This window comes from Cellulomonas shaoxiangyii, from assembly GCF_004798685.1.
Taxonomy (GTDB): Bacteria; Actinomycetota; Actinomycetes; order Actinomycetales; family Cellulomonadaceae; genus Cellulomonas; species Cellulomonas shaoxiangyii.
The window spans coordinates 2364515-2381076 of record NZ_CP039291.1; the positions used below are offsets into that span (position 1 = coordinate 2364515).

At 75.4% G+C, this 16562-nt stretch carries 16 protein-coding genes; 3 read left to right on the top strand and 13 right to left on the bottom strand.

Going from position 1 to position 16562, the window contains the following annotated elements; genetic code table 11:
• Positions 1–60: 60 nt before the first annotated feature.
• A complete protein-coding gene (locus E5225_RS10690) occupies positions 61–951 on the top strand; it encodes an Fpg/Nei family DNA glycosylase (protein ID WP_135975273.1) in 891 nt (296 codons plus the stop codon).
• 18 nt (positions 952–969) lie between these two features.
• On the opposite strand, the gene E5225_RS10695 is transcribed toward E5225_RS10690, so the two are convergent.
• From E5225_RS10695 to E5225_RS10705, 3 genes are all read right to left on the bottom strand, one after another.
• The gene (locus E5225_RS10695; protein WP_135975270.1) at positions 970–1875 is read right to left on the bottom strand and encodes a GNAT family N-acetyltransferase; all 906 of its coding nucleotides are present in this window, start codon (positions 1873–1875) and stop codon (positions 970–972) included.
• Between the two features lie 98 nt (positions 1876–1973).
• Positions 1974–3110, bottom strand: a complete 1137-nt coding sequence (gene ispG, locus E5225_RS10700) for a flavodoxin-dependent (E)-4-hydroxy-3-methylbut-2-enyl-diphosphate synthase (protein WP_208012633.1) — start codon at positions 3108–3110, stop codon at positions 1974–1976.
• 130 nt (positions 3111–3240) lie between these two features.
• Positions 3241–4554, bottom strand: coding sequence for a M50 family metallopeptidase (locus tag E5225_RS10705; RefSeq protein ID WP_135975266.1), 1314 nt, complete (start codon positions 4552–4554; stop codon positions 3241–3243).
• 253 nt (positions 4555–4807) lie between these two features.
• Between E5225_RS10705 and E5225_RS10710 the strand changes: the two genes are divergently transcribed.
• The gene (locus tag E5225_RS10710) at positions 4808–6145 is read left to right on the top strand and encodes an NAD(P)/FAD-dependent oxidoreductase (protein ID WP_167306018.1); all 1338 of its coding nucleotides are present in this window, start codon (positions 4808–4810) and stop codon (positions 6143–6145) included.
• 13 nt (positions 6146–6158) lie between these two features.
• Here E5225_RS10710 and dxr read toward each other — a convergent pair whose 3' ends face one another.
• The 8 genes from dxr to rpsB form a co-directional block, all read right to left on the bottom strand.
• Positions 6159–7325 (bottom strand): 1-deoxy-D-xylulose-5-phosphate reductoisomerase, encoded by a 1167-nt coding sequence (gene dxr, locus E5225_RS10715; RefSeq protein ID WP_135974399.1) that lies wholly within the window; start codon positions 7323–7325, stop codon positions 6159–6161.
• A gap of 52 nt (positions 7326–7377) precedes the next feature.
• Positions 7378–7932 (bottom strand): DivIVA domain-containing protein, encoded by a 555-nt coding sequence (locus tag E5225_RS10720; RefSeq protein ID WP_135974397.1) that lies wholly within the window; start codon positions 7930–7932, stop codon positions 7378–7380.
• Entirely contained in the window at positions 7929–9059 is a 1131-nt protein-coding gene (gene rlmN / locus E5225_RS10725) for a dual-specificity RNA methyltransferase RlmN (RefSeq protein ID WP_135974395.1), read from the bottom strand. Before rlmN ends, E5225_RS10720 begins: the two co-directional genes overlap by 4 nt.
• Before the next feature lie 133 nt (positions 9060–9192).
• Entirely contained in the window at positions 9193–10032 is an 840-nt protein-coding gene (locus tag E5225_RS10730) for a phosphatidate cytidylyltransferase (protein WP_135974393.1), read from the bottom strand.
• A complete protein-coding gene (frr, locus tag E5225_RS10735) occupies positions 10032–10589 on the bottom strand; it encodes a ribosome recycling factor (RefSeq protein ID WP_135974391.1) in 558 nt (185 codons plus the stop codon). The genes E5225_RS10730 and frr overlap by 1 nt, the downstream gene beginning before the upstream one ends.
• Before the next feature lie 96 nt (positions 10590–10685).
• Positions 10686–11396, bottom strand: a complete 711-nt coding sequence (gene pyrH / locus E5225_RS10740) for a UMP kinase (RefSeq protein WP_135974405.1) — start codon at positions 11394–11396, stop codon at positions 10686–10688.
• 210 nt (positions 11397–11606) lie between these two features.
• Positions 11607–12452 carry a translation elongation factor Ts gene (tsf, locus tag E5225_RS10745; RefSeq protein WP_135974389.1) on the bottom strand — a complete coding sequence of 282 codons (846 nt, stop codon included), beginning with the start codon at positions 12450–12452 and terminating at the stop codon, positions 11607–11609.
• Positions 12453–12558: 106 nt separating this feature from the next.
• Positions 12559–13602, bottom strand: a complete 1044-nt coding sequence (gene rpsB, locus E5225_RS10750) for a 30S ribosomal protein S2 (protein ID WP_135974387.1) — start codon at positions 13600–13602, stop codon at positions 12559–12561.
• A 358-nt stretch (positions 13603–13960) separates the two neighbouring features.
• Here rpsB and E5225_RS10755 point away from each other — a divergent pair, with 358 nt between their 5' ends.
• Complete coding sequence (locus tag E5225_RS10755) at positions 13961–14551, top strand: murein hydrolase activator EnvC family protein (protein WP_243738344.1); 591 nt, start codon at positions 13961–13963, stop codon at positions 14549–14551.
• A 37-nt stretch (positions 14552–14588) separates the two neighbouring features.
• Here the strand turns inward: E5225_RS10755 and E5225_RS10760 are convergent, their stop codons facing one another.
• Together E5225_RS10760 and E5225_RS10765 are read right to left on the bottom strand one after the other, a co-directional pair.
• Entirely contained in the window at positions 14589–15506 is a 918-nt protein-coding gene (locus E5225_RS10760; RefSeq protein ID WP_135974385.1) for a FliA/WhiG family RNA polymerase sigma factor, read from the bottom strand.
• 101 nt (positions 15507–15607) lie between these two features.
• Entirely contained in the window at positions 15608–16534 is a 927-nt protein-coding gene (locus E5225_RS10765; RefSeq protein ID WP_135974383.1) for a tyrosine recombinase XerC, read from the bottom strand.
• Positions 16535–16562: the final 28 nt, after the last annotated feature.

The following is a 16562-nucleotide window of genomic DNA, read 5'->3' on the forward strand; positions in this document are numbered from 1 at the left end:
GACCCCCGTCCGCGGGGCCGGAGGGGTGCGGGCGCGCAGGCCCTGGGCCAGGATGGGCCCGTGCCGGAGCTGCCCGAGGTCGAGGCGCTCGCGCAGTACCTGCGCGGGCGGACGGTCGGGCGCACGGTCACCCGGGTCGAGGTCGCCGCGATCAGCGCGCTGAAGACGTTCCGCCCGGCGCCGACCGCGCTGCGCGGGGGCACGGTGCTCGACGTCGGGCGCCACGGGAAGTGGCTGGACACGGTCGTCGAGACGCCCGCCGACGGTGTCCTGCACCTCGTCTGGCACCTGTCCCGCGCCGGCTGGGTGCGCTGGTACGACGCGCTGACCGACCGGCCGGCGCGCCCGGGCAAGTCCCCCATCGCGCTGCGCGTCGGCTTCGACGACGGCTCCGGCTTCGACCTGACCGAGGCGGGCACCCGCAAGCGGCTGGCGGTGCACGTGGTCGCCGACCCCGCCGAGGTGCCGCAGATCGCGACGCTGGGCGTCGAGCCGCTCTCCGACGCGTTCACCCCCGAGCGCCTGGGCGAGCTGCTCGCGGCACGCAACCAGCAGGTCAAGGGCCTGCTGCGCGACCAGGGCACGATCGCCGGCATCGGCAACGCCTACTCCGACGAGATCCTGCTGGTGACGCGCACGAGCCCGTTCGCACCGACGCGCTCCTACGACGACGCGCGCACGCAGCGCCTGCACGAGGCGATCCGGACCGTGCTGACCGAGGCGGTCGAGGCCGCGTCCGGCAAGCCCGCCGCGGACCTCAAGGACGCCAAGCGGCAGGGGATGCGCGTGCACGGGCGCACCGGGCTGCCGTGCCCCGGCTGGGACGGCACGCCGTGCGGCGACACCGTGCACGAGGTGTCGTTCGCCGACTCCTCGCTGCAGTACTGCCCGACGTGCCAGACCGGCGGGAAGCCGCTCGCGGACCGGCGGCTGTCGCGGTTGCTGCGCTGAGCCGTCCCGCCACGTCGGTCAGAACAGGACCGTGGCGTACTCCCCCACCTGGCGGAAGCCGACCGCCTGGTAGGCCCGGACCGCGCGCGTGTTGTACCCGTTGACGTAGAGCGACACCGTCGAGGCGATGTCGGCCCGGGTGGCCTGCACGACCGCCGCCATGCCGGTCTCCGAGAGCCGCTCCCCGCGCCGTTCGGGGTCGACCCACACGCCCTGGACCTGGGCGACGCCGCCGGCGACGGCCGGGACCTCGGCCTTGAACACGACGCGCGGGCGCCGCCACGTGCCGGCGGGCCGCTCGACCCGGACGAACGAACGCCCTTGCTCGATGAGCGCCCGGACCCGCTGCTCGTACGGACCGCCCGGCCCGCTGACCGGCGAGTACCCGACCTCCTCCGTGAACATCCGCACGCAGGCCGGGAGCACGGCGTCGTACTCCTCCGGCACCGAGCGGCGCACCGCGGGGTCGGGGACGACGGCGGGGTCGCCGTCGATGACCATGGAGGGCTGGCTCGCCCGGATCTCCCGCTCGAGCGGCCACGCGCCGCGCAGCCGCGACCAGAGCCCGAGGACCGCGTCCGCGGGACCGACGATCGAGGAGCACCGCCGCCCGCGCGTGCGTCCCAGCGCGGCGAACGCCGCCAGCGCGCGCGACGCCGACGCGTCGTCGTCGGTCGCGAGGACCGGCACGAGGTTCGCCCCGGCCCAGCAGATTGCCCGCAGCTCGTCGTCCTCGGCGTAGCCCCACAGCTCGCCGCCGGCCCGGCGCAGCCCGGTGGCGGCGGCCTGCTCGAGCCGGCTCGCGGCGAGCACGGACCCGACGGGGTCGCTCGCACAGACGGCCAGCGCCGCCGCGACGTCGCCGTCGTCGAGGACCGCGGCCCCCGTGCGTCCCCCGCGCGCCGTCGCGCGCACAGCCGTCATGGCCCGATTGTGCCCCACGTCACACTTCGGTGCCCGGTCGTCGGCGTGCCGGGTACCGGGCGCGTCGGACCCCATCGCGGTCGTGGCGGACGGTCCCGTCAACCGACGGTGACGACCGGCGCGCCCGCGCCGCTCTCCACGGGGTCCATGGCGTCCGCGATCCGCATGGCCTCCTCGATGAGGGTCTCGACGATCATCGACTCCGGCACGGTCTTGACGATCTCGCCCTTGACGAAGATCTGCCCCTTGCCGTTGCCGGACGCCACCCCGAGGTCCGCCTCGCGCGCCTCGCCGGGCCCGTTGACGACGCAGCCCATCACGGCGACGCGCAGCGGCACCTCCATGCCCTCGAGGCCGGCGGTCACCTTCTCCGCGAGCGTGTAGACGTCGACCTGCGCGCGCCCGCACGACGGGCACGACACGATCTCCAGCTTGCGCGGCCGCAGGTTCAGCGACTGCAGGATCTGGATGCCGACCTTGACCTCCTCGACCGGGGGCGCCGACAGCGAGACGCGGATCGTGTCCCCGATGCCCTTGCTCAGCAGCGCACCGAAGGCGGTCGCGGACTTGATCGTCCCCTGGAACGCCGGGCCCGCCTCGGTCACGCCGAGGTGCAGCGGCCAGTCGCCGCGCGCGGCGAGGAGCTCGTACGCCCGCACCATCACGACGGGGTCGTTGTGCTTGACGCTGATCTTGAAGTCGTGGAACCCGTGCTCCTCGAACAGGGACGCCTCCCAGACGGCCGACTCGACGAGCGCCTCCGGCGTCGCCTTGCCGTACTTGGCCAGCAGGCGGGGGTCGAGGGAGCCGGCGTTGACACCGATGCGGATCGAGACGCCGGCGTCGGTGGCCGCGCGGGCGATCTCCCTCACCTGGTCGTCGAACTTGCGGATGTTGCCGGGGTTCACGCGCACGGCCGCGCAGCCGGCGTCGATCGCGGCGAACACGTACTTCGGCTGGAAGTGGATGTCGGCGATGACCGGGATCTGCGACTTGCGCGCGATGATCGGCAGCGCCTCGGCGTCGTCCTGGCTGGGGACGGCGACGCGCACGATGTCGCACCCGGAGGCGGTCAGCTCGGCGATCTGCTGGAGCGTCGCGTTGACGTCGGTCGTCGGGGTCGTGGTCATCGACTGCACCGACACGGGTGCGTCGCCGCCGACCTCGACCTTGCCGACGCGGATCTTGCGGGACGGCCGGCGCGGGGCCAGGACCGGAACCGGTGCCTGCGGCATGCCGAGGCTGATCGGGGTGCTCACGTCCCCATCATCCCACCGACCGGCGGCACACCCGGATCGGCGACGCCGACGTTCACCGAGCCCTCACCCGCGACCCCCGGTGGCGCCCACACCCGCGTGGCGCCGCTCACAGCACCGACACCGGGTTCACGACGTCCGCGTAGACCAGCAGCAGCCCGACCGCCCCGAGGACCAGGAAGACCGAGTACGCGAGCGGCACGAGCCGCGCGGTGTCGAAGGGTGCGGGCCGCGTGCCGCCGCGCACGCGCGCGACCTGCCGGCGCGCGCCCTCCCACAGGGCCGCGGCCACGTGACCGCCGTCGAGCGGCGGCAGCGGGATGAGGTTGAAGACGAAGAGCGCGAGGTTGAGCATCGCGAGCGTCGAGAGCAGCCCCGCCGCGCGCGACGCGAGCGTCTCGTCCTCCAGGGACGCGATCTCGCCCGCGAACCGGCCGACCCCCACGACGCCGACCATCGAGTCCGGGTCGCGCTCGCCGCCCGTGACGGTGGTCTCCACGAGGTCCGCGACCCGCCCCGGGAGCGTGCTGACGACCGAGACCGTGTCCCACGTGCGCGCGGCCGTGAACGCGAGGGCGTCGCCGACCGACTGGCGCTGCGTCTCCTCCTGCGGCGACACCCCGAGGAACCCGACGGGGCGCGTGACGACCTCGCCGTCGTCGTCGGTCACGAACGTGCCGTCGTCCGCGACCACGGGGCGCTCGGCGACGACGGGCGTGACCGTCAGCTCGACCTCGTCGCCGGCGCGCTCCACGACGACCGGCACCGGCTGCTCGCCGGACCCCCGGATCAGCCCGGTGAGCTGGTCCCAGGACCCGACCGGCGCGCCGTCGTAGGACACGACGCGGTCGCCGGGGCGCAGGCCCGCGGCGGCACCGGGCGCGGCCGGGTCCTCCGGGCGGCAGCCGCGGTCGGCCGGCGCGTCCGCCGGCACGACGCACTCGGACACCGAGGAGAGCGTCAGGCCGGGGGTCGGCAGGCCGATGCCGACGTACGCGACGAGGACGAGGACGACCGCGATGACCAGGTTCATCACCGGCCCGCCGAGCATGACGACGAGCTTCTTCGGCGTCGACAGGCGGTAGAAGGCGCGGTGGTCCTCGCCGGGGCGGATCTCCTCCGCGCTCGCGGCGCGGGCGTCGGCCGCGAGGCGCTGGGCCCACGTGCGCGGCTCGCGCGCACCGACGGCCTGCGCCGGCGGGTACATCCCGATGAGCCGGACGAACCCGCCCAGCGGGATCGCCTTGACGCCGTACTCGGTCTCACCCTTCGTCCGCGACCACAGGGTCGGCCCGAAGCCGACCATGTACTGGCTGACACGGACCCCGAACCGCTTGGCCGGGACCATGTGCCCGACCTCGTGCAGCGCGATCGACGCGAGCAGCACGACGACGAACACGAGCACGCCGACCAGCGCCTCCACGGCTCCACCTCCTCGGCTCCGGGGCACCGCCGCCGGACCGCCACGTGCGGGGGCGACGGGTCCGTCGCCCGTCGCGCGGACAGGGTATGCCCGTGGGCGGCATCGTCGCCGCGGGACCTGGGAGCGCGCTGAGAGGTCCACCCGGACGGCCGGGCGCCGGACGGCCACGACCCCGGTGACCGGACGGCGCCGACGGCCCTGGTGGCCCGGCCGGTGCGCGACCCGTCACTCCGACGGCCGGTACGTTGGATCGGTGCACGACCACGACGGCCCGGCCCCGACGACCGACCCGCTGCGCCGCGTCCTGTGGTGGGACCGGCTCCTCGCCGACGACCCCGGTGCCGCGCCGCCCCGCCCGCCGCTCGACGGCGACACGACGGCCGACGTCGTCGTCGTCGGAGCGGGTCTGACCGGGCTGTGGGCGGCGTACTACCTGCTGGACGCCGACCCCTCCCTCGACGTGCTGGTGGTCGACGCCGGCCGCTCGGGTGCGGGCACCGCCGGACGCTCGACCGGCGCGGCGCCGGCCGGCCGGCCGGCCGCGGTCGCGCACGCCCCCGCGGCGGAGCGCGAGCTGCGCGCGGCGCTCCGCGACTCGGTCGTCGAGCTCGGCGGCGTCCTGGCCGCCGAGGAGATCGACGCCGGCTTCCTCTACGGCGGCCTCGTGCGGCTCGCCCGGACGGGCCCGGCGGTCGACCGGCTGGCGGCGGACGCCGCCGCGGCGCCGCAGCGGGGCGACGAGGTGCACCTGCTCGACCCCGTCGCCGCCGGCCGGTACGTCCACGCGGACGGCGTCCTCGCCGCCACCTGGACGCCCGACGCGGCCCACGTCGACCCGCTGCGGCTCGTGCGCGGGCTCGCCCACGTGGTCGAGCTGCGCGGCGGGCGCGTCGCCGAGCACACCCGGGCGCTGCGTGTGGCGCCCCGGGCCGTCGTGACCGACCAGGGCACGGTCCGGGCCCGGCACGTCGTCGTCACCGGCGGCGCGCTCGCCGTCCCGGGGTCGCCCGTCCCGGTGGTGCGGCGACCGGTGCGGCTGCTCGCCACGGGGGCGCTGCCGGGGGACGTCTGGGACGCACTCGGGCTGCGCACGGGCGTGACCGTCGTCGAGGACCGGAACCGCCCCCTGACCCTCGTGCGCACGGCGGACGACCGCCTCGTGGCCGGCGGCGCACCGGGCGTGCCGGAGCGGGTCCCGCAGCTGCTGCCCGCACTCCACGACCACGCCGTGCGCCACACCTGGGACGCCGCGGTGACGACGGCGGCCGACGGGCGGCGGACCGTCGGGCTGGACCGGGGCACCGGGCTGGCGTGGTCCGTCGGCGGCGGCCCCGACGGGCACGACGGCGCGGCCGTGACGAACCTCGCGGGCCGGGTGCTCGCGGACCTGCTCACCGGGACCGAGTCGCCGCTCGTGGGGCTGCCGTGGGTCGCGACGGCGCCCGCAGCGGGGCACCGGCCCGGCGTGCGGACCGCCGTCCCGCGTGCCGCCGTGCGCGGCGCCGCCGCCGCGTGGGCGGACCGCGTGGAGGAGCGGCGCGGCCGCACCAGCGCGCCGGCCGAGCGCGTGCTCGACGCGACCGGCGGCTGAGCCGCGGCGTGGCTCAGCGCGCCGCGAGCCGCTCCCGGGCGCGTGCACGCGCCCAGTCCTCGGCGGCGAGCACGGCGTCCAGCGTGAGCGCCGCGGCCGGCGTCCCGTCGTGCTCGGCCAGGACGCGCTGCACCGTGTCCACCACGTCGCCGAACCCGATCCGCCCGCCCAGGAACGCGGCCACCGCCTCCTCGTTCGCGGCGTTGTAGACGGCGGGGTGGGTGGGCGAGGCCGCGACCGCCTCGCGCGCGAGCCGCACGGCAGGGAAGACGTCCTCGTCGAGCGGCTCGAACGTCCACGCCGTCGCCGAGGCCCAGTCGCACGCCGCCGCGGCGCCCGGGACGCGGTCCGGCCACGCGAGCCCGAGCGCGATGGGCAGGCGCATGTCCGGCGGCGACGCCTGGGCGATCGTCGAGCCGTCGACGAACTCGACCATGGAGTGCACGACCGACTGCGGGTGCACGACGACCGCGATGTCGTCGACCGGGACGTCGAAGAGCAGGTGCGCCTCGATGAGCTCGAGCCCCTTGTTGACCAGGCTCGCCGAGTTGACGGTGACCACCGGGCCCATCGCCCACGTCGGGTGCGCGAGGGCCTGCTGCGGCGTCGCCGCCTTCACCTCGTCGGCCGACCAGCCCCGGAACGGGCCGCCCGAGGCGGTCAGCACGAGCCGGCGGACCTCCGCACGGTCACCGGCGCGCAGGGCCTGCGCGAGCGCCGAGTGCTCGGAGTCGACCGGCACGATCTGCCCCGGCCGCACGGCGGCCGCGTGCACGAGCGCGCCGCCGACGACGAGCGACTCCTTGTTCGCGAGCGCCAGCGTGCTGCCCCCGCGCAGCGCGGCGAGCGTCGGCAGCAGGCCGACCGACCCGGTGATCCCGTTGAGGACGACGTCGGCGCCCGAGCCAGCCAGCTCGGTCGCCGCGTCGGGACCGGCCAGCACGGTGGTGCCCGGCAGCGCATCCCGCAGCCCCTGCGCCGCCGCGGGGTCCGCGACCGCGACGACCGGCACCCGGTGCGCGCGTGCCTGCGCGACGAGCAGCTCCGGGTGGGCGCCGCCCGCGGACAGGCCCGTCACGGTGAAGCGGTCCGGGTTGCGGGCCACGATGTCGAGGGCCTGCGTCCCGATGGAACCGGTGGACCCGAGGACGACGACGCTGCGCTGGCTCACGCCGGCCATCCTCGCAGAGCGCACGGGCGCCGCCGGACGGGCCGGGCCGCGCGCACGCCCCTCACTCGACGCCGAGCAGGACCTCCACCGCCCGGGCGACGAACGCGTCGACGGGGGCCTCCGCGTAGCCGTTGCGGCCGTTGCGCCGCCGGAACGTCGCCGCGCGCAGCTCACCGGCCGTCAGGGGCGCACCCGTGTCGAAGTACGCGATGAGCCGGTGGCACAGCGCGTCCACGTCGGCGGGCTCGTACCCGGGCTCACGGCCCTCCGGCGGGGCGAAGCGGTCGCCGTCGGGGCGCCCGAGACGTCCGTAGAGCGTCCGGGCCTGCGCACCGAGCTGCGACATCCACGCGTCCTGGCCCTTGTCCGCGACGTACTGGGCGCGCTGCCGGGCCACGAACGCCGCCTCGAGGCGGTCCAGCGCGGCGTCGACGGCCGCGGTGACATAGCCGCCCCGGACCATGTCGAACGCGACGTGCCGCACCTCGGCCCCCGACAGCGCGGTCGCGGGGCCCTGCTCGTACAGGGAGCGCGCGTGGGCGAAGAACCCGTCGACCTCGTCGGGGTCGTACCCGCGGCGCAGTCCGGAGACGGTGCGGAACATCCCGTCGCTCACTCGTCCTCCTCCGCGGCGAGCTGGCCGCACGCCCCGTCGATGTCGCTGCCCCGCGTGTCCCGGATGGTCGTGGGGATGCCGTGCGCGCGCAAGCGTGCCACGAACTCCCGCTCCACCTCGGGATCGCTCGCCGTCCAGCGCGAACCCGGCGTCGGGTTCAGCGGGATCGGGTTGCAGTGCACCCAGCCGGTGCCGCCGCGGGCGACGAGCTTCTCCCCCAGCAGGTCCGCCCGCCAGGCGTGGTCGTTGACGTCCCGGATGAGGGCGTACTCGATCGACACCCGCCGGCCCGTCACGTCGAAGTAGCGGCGTGCGGAGTTGAGCGCCTCGTCGACCGTCCACCGGGTGTTCACCGGCACGAGCTCGCTGCGCAGCTCGTCGTCGGGGGCGTGCAACGACAGCGCGAGCGTCACGGGGATGCCCTCGCCCGCGAGCTTGTCCATCGCGGGCACGAGACCCACCGTCGAGACGGTGACGTTGCGCGCGGACATGCCGAGCCCGTCCGGGGTCGGCGCCACGAGCCGGCGGACCGTGCCCATGACCGCCTTGTAGTTCGCGAGCGGCTCGCCCATCCCCATGAACACGACGTTCGTCAGGCGTGTCGCCCCGCCGGGGATCTCACCGGCGGCCAGCGCGCGCGCCGCCTGGCGCACCTGCTCCACGATCTCCGCCGTCGAGAGGTTGCGCGTCAGCCCCATCTGGCCCGTGGCGCAGAACGAGCAGGCGAGGCCGCAGCCGACCTGGCTCGACACGCACAGCGTCGCGCGGTTGGTGTACCGCATGAGGACCGACTCGACCTTGGCGCCGTCGAACAGGTGGTAGAGCGTCTTGACGGTCGCGCCCTGGTCCGCGGTGAGCGTGCGGCTCTCCGTCAGCAGCGGCGGGAACAGGTCCGCGACGAGCACGTCGCGCGTGGCGGCCGGCAGGTCCGTCATCGCCGCGGGGTCGGCGGTGAGGTGCGTGAAGTAGTGCGTCGCGAGCTGCTTGGCGCGGAAGGGCTTCTCCCCCAGCGCCTGCACCGCCTCGACGCGCTCCTCGGGCGTCAGGTCGACGAAGTGGCGCGGCGGCTTGCCGCGCGCACCACGCGTGGGTGCGCTCAGGTCCAGACGGACGGGTGTGGGGTTCACGACGAGCTCCTCTCCCGCGGGTGGCGGACGGGGGCGGACGGCGGGCGGGCCCGGTCGGGGCCCGGTGGGCCGCACGCCCTGGTGAGCGGCGGCCCGGTTCTGCGGTGGGCCCTCGCGGGCCGGTGGGCGCGGCTCAGCCGGCCGGCAGCAGCACGGTCAGGAGGACCCAGACCGTCGGGGCGGTGAGCACGAGCGAGTCGAGCCGGTCGAGGACGCCGCCGTGCCCGGGCAGGAGGCGACCCATGTCCTTGAGCTCCAGGTCGCGCTTCAGCATGGACTCGGCGAGGTCCCCGAGCGTCGCGCTGACGACCGTGCCCAGCCCCAGCAGCACGCCGACGAGCGGATCGCCCTCGAACGCGATCTGCACGCCGACGACGCCGACCACGCTCGCGAGGACGATCGAGCCGAGCAGGCCCTCCCACGACTTCTTCGGGCTGACGGTCGGCGCCATCGGGTGCCGGCCGAGCAGGGTGCCCACGACGTACCCGCCGGTGTCGCACGCGACGGCCAGCAGGATGAACATGACCACGCGCGCGGGCCCGTCGGGCTCCGCGAGCAGGAGCATCACGAACCCGCCGAGGAACGGCAGGTACGCCGCGGCGAACGTCGCCGCGGTGACGTCGCGCAGCGCCGGCTCGCCGCTGCCGTCGAGCACCCGCCACACGACTGCGCCGCCGACCGTCAGCAGGAACGCGACGAACTGCGCCTCGGGCCCGGCGGTGTACGCCGAGACGAGGATCCCGGCGGCCCCGACCAGCAGCGGCAGCAGCGGCAGGTGGATCGAGCGCCGGGTGAGCGCCTGCGCGAGCTCCCACGTCGCGGCGCCCACGGCCAGCACCGCGAGGACGACGAACGCCTCCTTGCGGATGAACAGCGACGCCGCCACGGCGCCGAGGAGCACGACGCCGACCGCGACCGCGGCGGGGAGGTCGCGTCCGGGGCTGGTGGTGCGAGGAGCGGCGAGCTGTGTCATCAGACCTCGAGCAGCTCGCTCTCCTTGGACGCGAGCAGCTGGTCGACCAGGTCGACGTGGCGCTTCGTCAGCGCCTCGAGCTCCTTCTCGGCGCGTGCGACCTCGTCCTCGCCCGCCTCGCCGTCCTTCGCGATGCGGTCGAGCTCCTCCTTGGCGCGCCGGCGCACCGAGCGCACCGAGATGCGCGCGTCCTCGGCCTTGGACTTCGCGAGCTTGACGAAGTCCTTGCGACGCTCGGCCGTCAGGGCCGGCAGCACGACGCGGATCACGTTGCCGTCGTTCGTCGGGTTCACACCCAGGTCGGAGTCGCGCAGCGCCTTCTCGATCGCCGTCGTCGACGACTTGTCGAACGGCGAGACGAGGATGGTGCGCGCCTCGACGACGTTGAACGACGCGAGCTGCTGCAGCGGGGTCGGCGAGCCGTAGTAGTCGACGAACACCTTGGCGAACATCGCGGCGTTCGCACGGCCGGTGCGGATCGCCGCGAAGTCCTCCTTCGCGACCTCCACGGCCTTGTCCATCTTCTCCTCGGCCTCGAGGAGTGTGTCGTCGATCACCGGTGCTCCTTCGTCGATGTCGGTGCGGCCGCGGGGGTGCCGCGGGCGCGGTGCGGTTCGGGTGCGGCGCGGTTCTGCTGCGGCGCGGGGGTGCGCTCAGCTCGCGGTGACCAGCGTGCCGATCTTCTCACCCTCGAGCGCGCGCGTGACGTTGCCGTGCTCCTCGAGCCCGAACACGCGCATCGGCACGTCGTTGTCGCGGCACAGGCTCAGCGCCGACGTGTCCATCACGCCGAGCTCCCCGACGATCGCGTCGGTGTACGTCAGGTGGTCGAGCTTGCGGGCGTCGGGGTCCCGGCGCGGGTCGGCCGTGTACACCCCGTCGACGCCGTTCTTGCCCATGAGGACCTCCTGGCAGTGCGTCTCGAGCGCCCGCTGCACCGCGACCGTGTCCGTCGAGAAGTACGGCAGCCCCGCACCCGCGCCGAAGATCACGACGCGGCCCTTCTCGAGGTGCCGGATCGCGCGCAGCGGGATGTACGGCTCGGCGACCTGCCCCATCGTGATGGCGGTCTGCACGCGCGTGCTCACGCCCGCCTGCTCGAGGAAGTCCTGCAGCGCGAGGCAGTTCATGACCGTGCCGAGCATGCCCATGTAGTCGGCGCGGGCCCGGTCCATGCCGCCGACCTGCAGCTCGGCGCCGCGGAAGAAGTTCCCCCCGCCGACGACGATCGCCACCTGGACGCCCCCGCGCACGGCCGCCGCGATCTCCCCCGCGATCCGCCGGACGACCGGGACCGCGAGACCGACCGAGCCGCCGCCGAAGCTCTCGCCCGAGAGCTTGAGCAGGACGCGCCGGCCCTCCACCTGGTCGGCGCTGCGCGGCGCGTGGAGCGTGCCGGGCGCGGTGCCGGCCTGCGGGCCGTCGGTGGGGTGCTCGGTCACGGGTCCTCCTGGTTCGGGGCGCCGGGGCGCAGGGGGCCGCTGGACGGACGCGGACGCCCGGCGGACCGCGGGCGCCCAGTGCGGCTGTGGCCCCGGTCCGTGAGGACCGGGGCCACCGCCGTCACGACGTGGTCAGGCTCCGACGCGGTAGCGCACGAAGCCGGTGACGGTGCCGCCGACCTCGGCCAGCACCTGGCCGACCGTCTTCTTCGGGTCCTTCGCGAAGGCCTGGTCGACGAGGACCGTCTCCTTGAAGTACCCGTTGAGGCGACCCTCGACGATCTTCGACAGCGCGCCCTCGGGCTTGCCCTCGTTGCGGGCGGTCTCCTCGGCGATGCGACGCTCGTTCTCGACGACGTCCGTCGGGACCTCGTCGCGCGTCAGGTACGTCGGCGAGTACGCCGCGACGTGCGTCGCGACGTCGCGGGCGACGCCGGCGCCGGCCGCGTCCGTGGCGACGAGGACGCCGACCTGGGGCGGGAGGTCCTTGTTGACCTTGTGCAGGTACACCTCGACGTGCTCGCCGGCGAGGCGTGCGACGCGGCGGACCACGACCTTCTCACCGAGCGTGGCGGCCGTCTCGTCGACGACCGTCTGCAGCGGGGTGCCGTCGGAGTCCGCGGCCAGCAGCGCGTCGGCGTCCGCGGCACCCGAGGTGACCGCCGTCGCCAGCACCCGCTGGGCGAGCGAGATGAACGTCTGGTTCTTCGCGACGAAGTCCGTCTCCGAGTTGACCTCGACGAGCACGCCCGTCTGGCCCTCGCCGTCGGGCGTCGGCGAGACCTCGGCCGCGACGAGACCGTCGGAGGCGGAGCGTCCCTCGCGCTTGCCGACACCCTTCAGGCCCTTGACGCGGATGATCTCGAGCGCCTTGTCGACGTCGCCGTCGGCCTCCTCGAGCGCCTTCTTCACGTCGAGCATGCCGGCACCGGTCCGCTCGCGGAGCGCCTTGATGTCGGCCAGCGAGTAGTTCGCCATCAGTTCCGTCCGTCCTTGGGGTCTTCCTGCCGGTCCCGCAGGTCCGCGGGCCGGGGCGGGTGCGGCGCGGTCGGGCGCGCCGCACCCGCGGGAGTGCGTCGGTGCGTCAGGCCTGCTCGTCCTGCGCGGGCGCCTCGGCCGGAGCCTCGGCCTGCGCCGGAGCCTCGTCCTGCGCCGGAGCCTCGTCCTGCACGGCGGCCTCCTCGCGCGCCTCGGCCGCGGCAGCGGCCTCGACGGCGGGCGCGGCGTCCTGACCCGGGGCGACGGCCGACTCGTCGGGGCGTGCCCCGCCGACCGGCTGCTGCGCGTCGCCCGCGGTCGCGGCCGCGGCGTCGACGGCCTCCGGCGCGAGCGCCGGGTCCTGCAGACCGGCCTCGGCACCGGCGAGGAGCTCGCGCTCCCACTCGGCGAGCGGCTCGGCGTCGGCGTCGGCGCCCTGCGTGGCGGCGGCACCGCCCGAGTGGCGCTTCATGAGGCCGTCGGCGGCCGCGTCGGCGATCACGCGGGTGAGCAGCTGCACGGCACGGATCGCGTCGTCGTTGCCCGGGATCGGGTAGTCGACGACGTCCGGGTCGCAGTTCGTGTCGAGGATCGCGACGACGGGGATCCCGAGCTTGCGCGCCTCGTCGACCGCGAGGTGCTCCTTGTTCGTGTCGACGATCCACACGGCCGAGGGGACCCTGGCCATGTCACGGATGCCGCCGAGCGTCTTCGTGAGCTTGTCCTTCTCGCGACGCAGGACGAGCAGCTCCTTCTTCGTCAGGCCCGAGGCCGCGACGTCGTCGAAGTCGACCTGCTCGAGCTCCTTGAGGCGCTGCAGGCGCTTGTGGACCGTCGAGAAGTTGGTGAGCATGCCACCCAGCCAGCGCTGGTTGACGTAGGGCATGCCGACACGCGCGGCCTGCTCGGCCACCGGCTCCTGCGCCTGCTTCTTCGTGCCGACGAAGAGGATCGAGCCACCGTGCGAGACGGTCTGGCTGACGAAGTCGTACGCGCGGTCGATGTAGGACAGCGACTGCTGCAGGTCGACGATGTAGATGCCGTTGCGCTCGGTGAAGATGAAGCGCTTCATCTTGGGGTTCCAGCGGCGGGTCTGGTGCCCGAAGTGGACACCGCTCTCGAGCAGCTGGCGCATGGTGACGACGGCCATGTGACGTCCTCCCGGCGCACGCCGGCCAGGCGTGCGCGCTCGTGCGGGCCTGCGGCCCGCGGTCTCGGTTGTGGTCCGGCCGGCGGCCGGTCCCCTGGTGCCACCCGTCGTCCGCACCGGGCACGAGGCCCGGACCGTGCAGGACGACGTCCGGTCGGCGACCGGGTCATGGCACGCGAATTCGACCGGCACGGGCCGGTCGTAGGTGAAGTCTAGCCCACGCACGACGGTGGCCCGCGCCCCCGGTCCCGCGCCGTCCTGCCACGCTCGCCCGACCACAGCCCGGCGCACCGCAGGGCCCCCCACCGGTCGCCGCGTACGCGTGCTGCGGCGACCGGCGTGGCGGCAGCCTGCCGCCATGTCGCCGACCCCCGCCGCCCCCGCCGCGCCCGCACCTGCCGTGCCCATGCCGCGCCGCCGCGAGCCGCGCCGCCGGGGACGGGAGCGGGCCGGAGCCCTGGTCTCAGCGGTCGCCCTCGCGCTGGCAGGGGCGGCCGCGGCGGCGCAGCCGTCCGCCGCGGGCGTCGGCGCGCCGCCCGCACCCTCCGCCTACCGGGCCCCCGTGCACCCACCGGTCCTCGCGCGGGCATTCGTGGCGCCGCCGGAGCCGTGGGCCGCGGGGCACCGCGGCGTCGACCTGCTCGCCGCGGCCGGTGCGGACGTCGTGTCACCCGCGGACGGCATCGTGTCGTTCACCGGGCCCGTGGCGGGGCGCGGCGTCGTCACGGTCCTGCACCCGGACGGGCGCCGCAGCAGCGTCGAGCCCGTCGTACCCCACGTGACGGCGGGCGACCCGGTCCGCGCCGGGGAGCGGCTCGGCACGGTGGGCGAGGGCGGCCACTGCGCGGGTACGTGCGTGCACTGGGGCGTCCGTGAGGGGGACCGCTACGTCGACCCGTGGTCGCTGCTCGCCGGCGCCGGCCCCGTGGTGCTGCTGCCGGTGCGGTGACGTGGCGCCACGTCCCGCACCCGGCGCGGGCCGTGGGTCAGGCGCGCTCGGCGTCGAGCAGGCGCGTGCGCAGCCGGACCATCGCCGCCGTGTGGATCTGCGAGATGCGGGACTCGGTGACGCCCAGGACCCGGCCGATCTCCGCGAGCGTCATGCTCTCGTAGTAGTAGAGGACGACGACGAGCCGCTCGCGCTCGCCCAGGCACTCGATGGCGCGGGCCAGCAGGTACTTGGTCTCCTGCGCCTCGAGCGAGCCGGCGGGGTCCTCGGTGCGCCGGTCGCCCAGCGTGTCCGCGAGGGTGGCGGCGCCGGGGCGGTCGTCCGAACCCGACAGCATCTCGTCCAGTGCGGCGATGTTGACGGCCGCGAGCTGGGTGTACACGGCGCGCAGCTCGGTGACGGGGACCTCGAGGCGCTGGGCGACCTCGGCCTCCGTGGGGGCCCGGTGCAGGCTGGACTCGAGCTCGCCGTACGCGCGGTCGACCGCGCGGGCCTTCGTGCGGACGGAGCGCGGGACCCAGTCCATCGCCCGCAGCTCGTCGATGATGGCGCCGCGGATGCGGGACGAGGCGTACGACTCGAACTTCACCGCGCGGTCGGTGCGGTACTTCTCGATCGCGTCGATGAGGCCGAACATGCCGTAGGAGACGAGGTCGGCGTGCTCGACGGTCGACGGCAGGCGCATCCCGAGGCGGCCCGCGACGGCGGTGACCAGGGGCACGTAGAGCATGATCAGGCGCTCCCGCGTGCGGGGGCACCGCTCGACGGTGAAGCGCTCCCACAGGGCCGCGACCTCGTCCGCGGTCGCCGCCGGTGCGGAGCCGGCCCGGGCGGGGACGCCGCCCTGGACCGTGCGCTGCTGCGGCACCAGGCCGGCGGGTGCGGTGCCCGGACGGTAGGCACGGAGGGGGGCGGGGGCCGGGGTCCCGACGGTGGCGTCCTGCAGTGCCGTCATCGTCGGCTCCGTCTCTGTGGTGGTGCCTGCGTGCGCGGGCGTGGTGGGGCGGGCGGTGGCGGGTCGCGGGGCGGGTCTCGCGGGCGACGCGGTGGTGGTGCTCACGCCCGTGGATGGGCGAGGCGGTAGGCCGAGCGCAGCCGCTCGGCGGAGACGTGGGTGTAGCGCTGCGTCGTCGCGAGGCTCGAGTGGCCGAGGATCTCCTGCACGGACCGCAGGTCCGACCCGCCCTCGAGCAGGTGCGTCGCGGCCGTGTGCCGCAGCGCGTGCGGGGCGATGTCCTCGACGCCGACCGCGGCGGCGAGGTCGTGGACGACGGTGCGCAGCTGGCGCTGGTCGACACGGCCTCCGCGCCGGCCGAGCAGGAGCGCGGGCGGCGTGCCGTCCCGCACGAGGCGCGGCCGTGCCACGTCCAGCCACGCGGCGACCGCACGGGCGGCCGGCACGCCGAACGGGACGACGCGGTCCTTGCCGCCCTTGCCCACGACGCGCAGCGTCCGCGTGGCGAGGTCGACGTCGGGCACGTCGGCGCCGCACAGCTCCCCCACCCGCGCGCCCGTGCCGTACAGCAGCTCCACCGCGGCCCAGTCGCGCACGTGCACGGGGTCGTCGTCGCGGGCGCGCTCCCGCGCCGCGTCGAGCAGCCGCGTGACGGGCTCGACGGCCAGCACCGTGGGCAGCGGTGCGCCGGCGCGCGCCGAGGCGAGCCGCAGCGTCGGGTCGGTCGCCAGCCGGCTGGTGTGCACGGCCCAGCGGAAGAACGTGCGCGCCGCCGCGGACCGCCGCGCGAGGGTCGCGCGGCTGCGGTCGGCGCCCGCCATCGCGGCGAGCCAGCCCCGCAGGACCGCGAGGTCGATCTGGTCGAGGCGCGTGGCGCCGTACCGGACCGCGTGCCCGAAGAGGTGGTCGAGGTCCCCGAGGTACGCCCGCAGGGTGTGCTCGGAGAGCGCGCGCTGGGCGCGCAGGTGGAGGGCGAAGTCGGCGACGAGCTGGGCCCGCTCGGGGGCCCCCGCCGTGATCTCCGCCATGAACATGCTCCTAAGGTGGCGGGCGCCA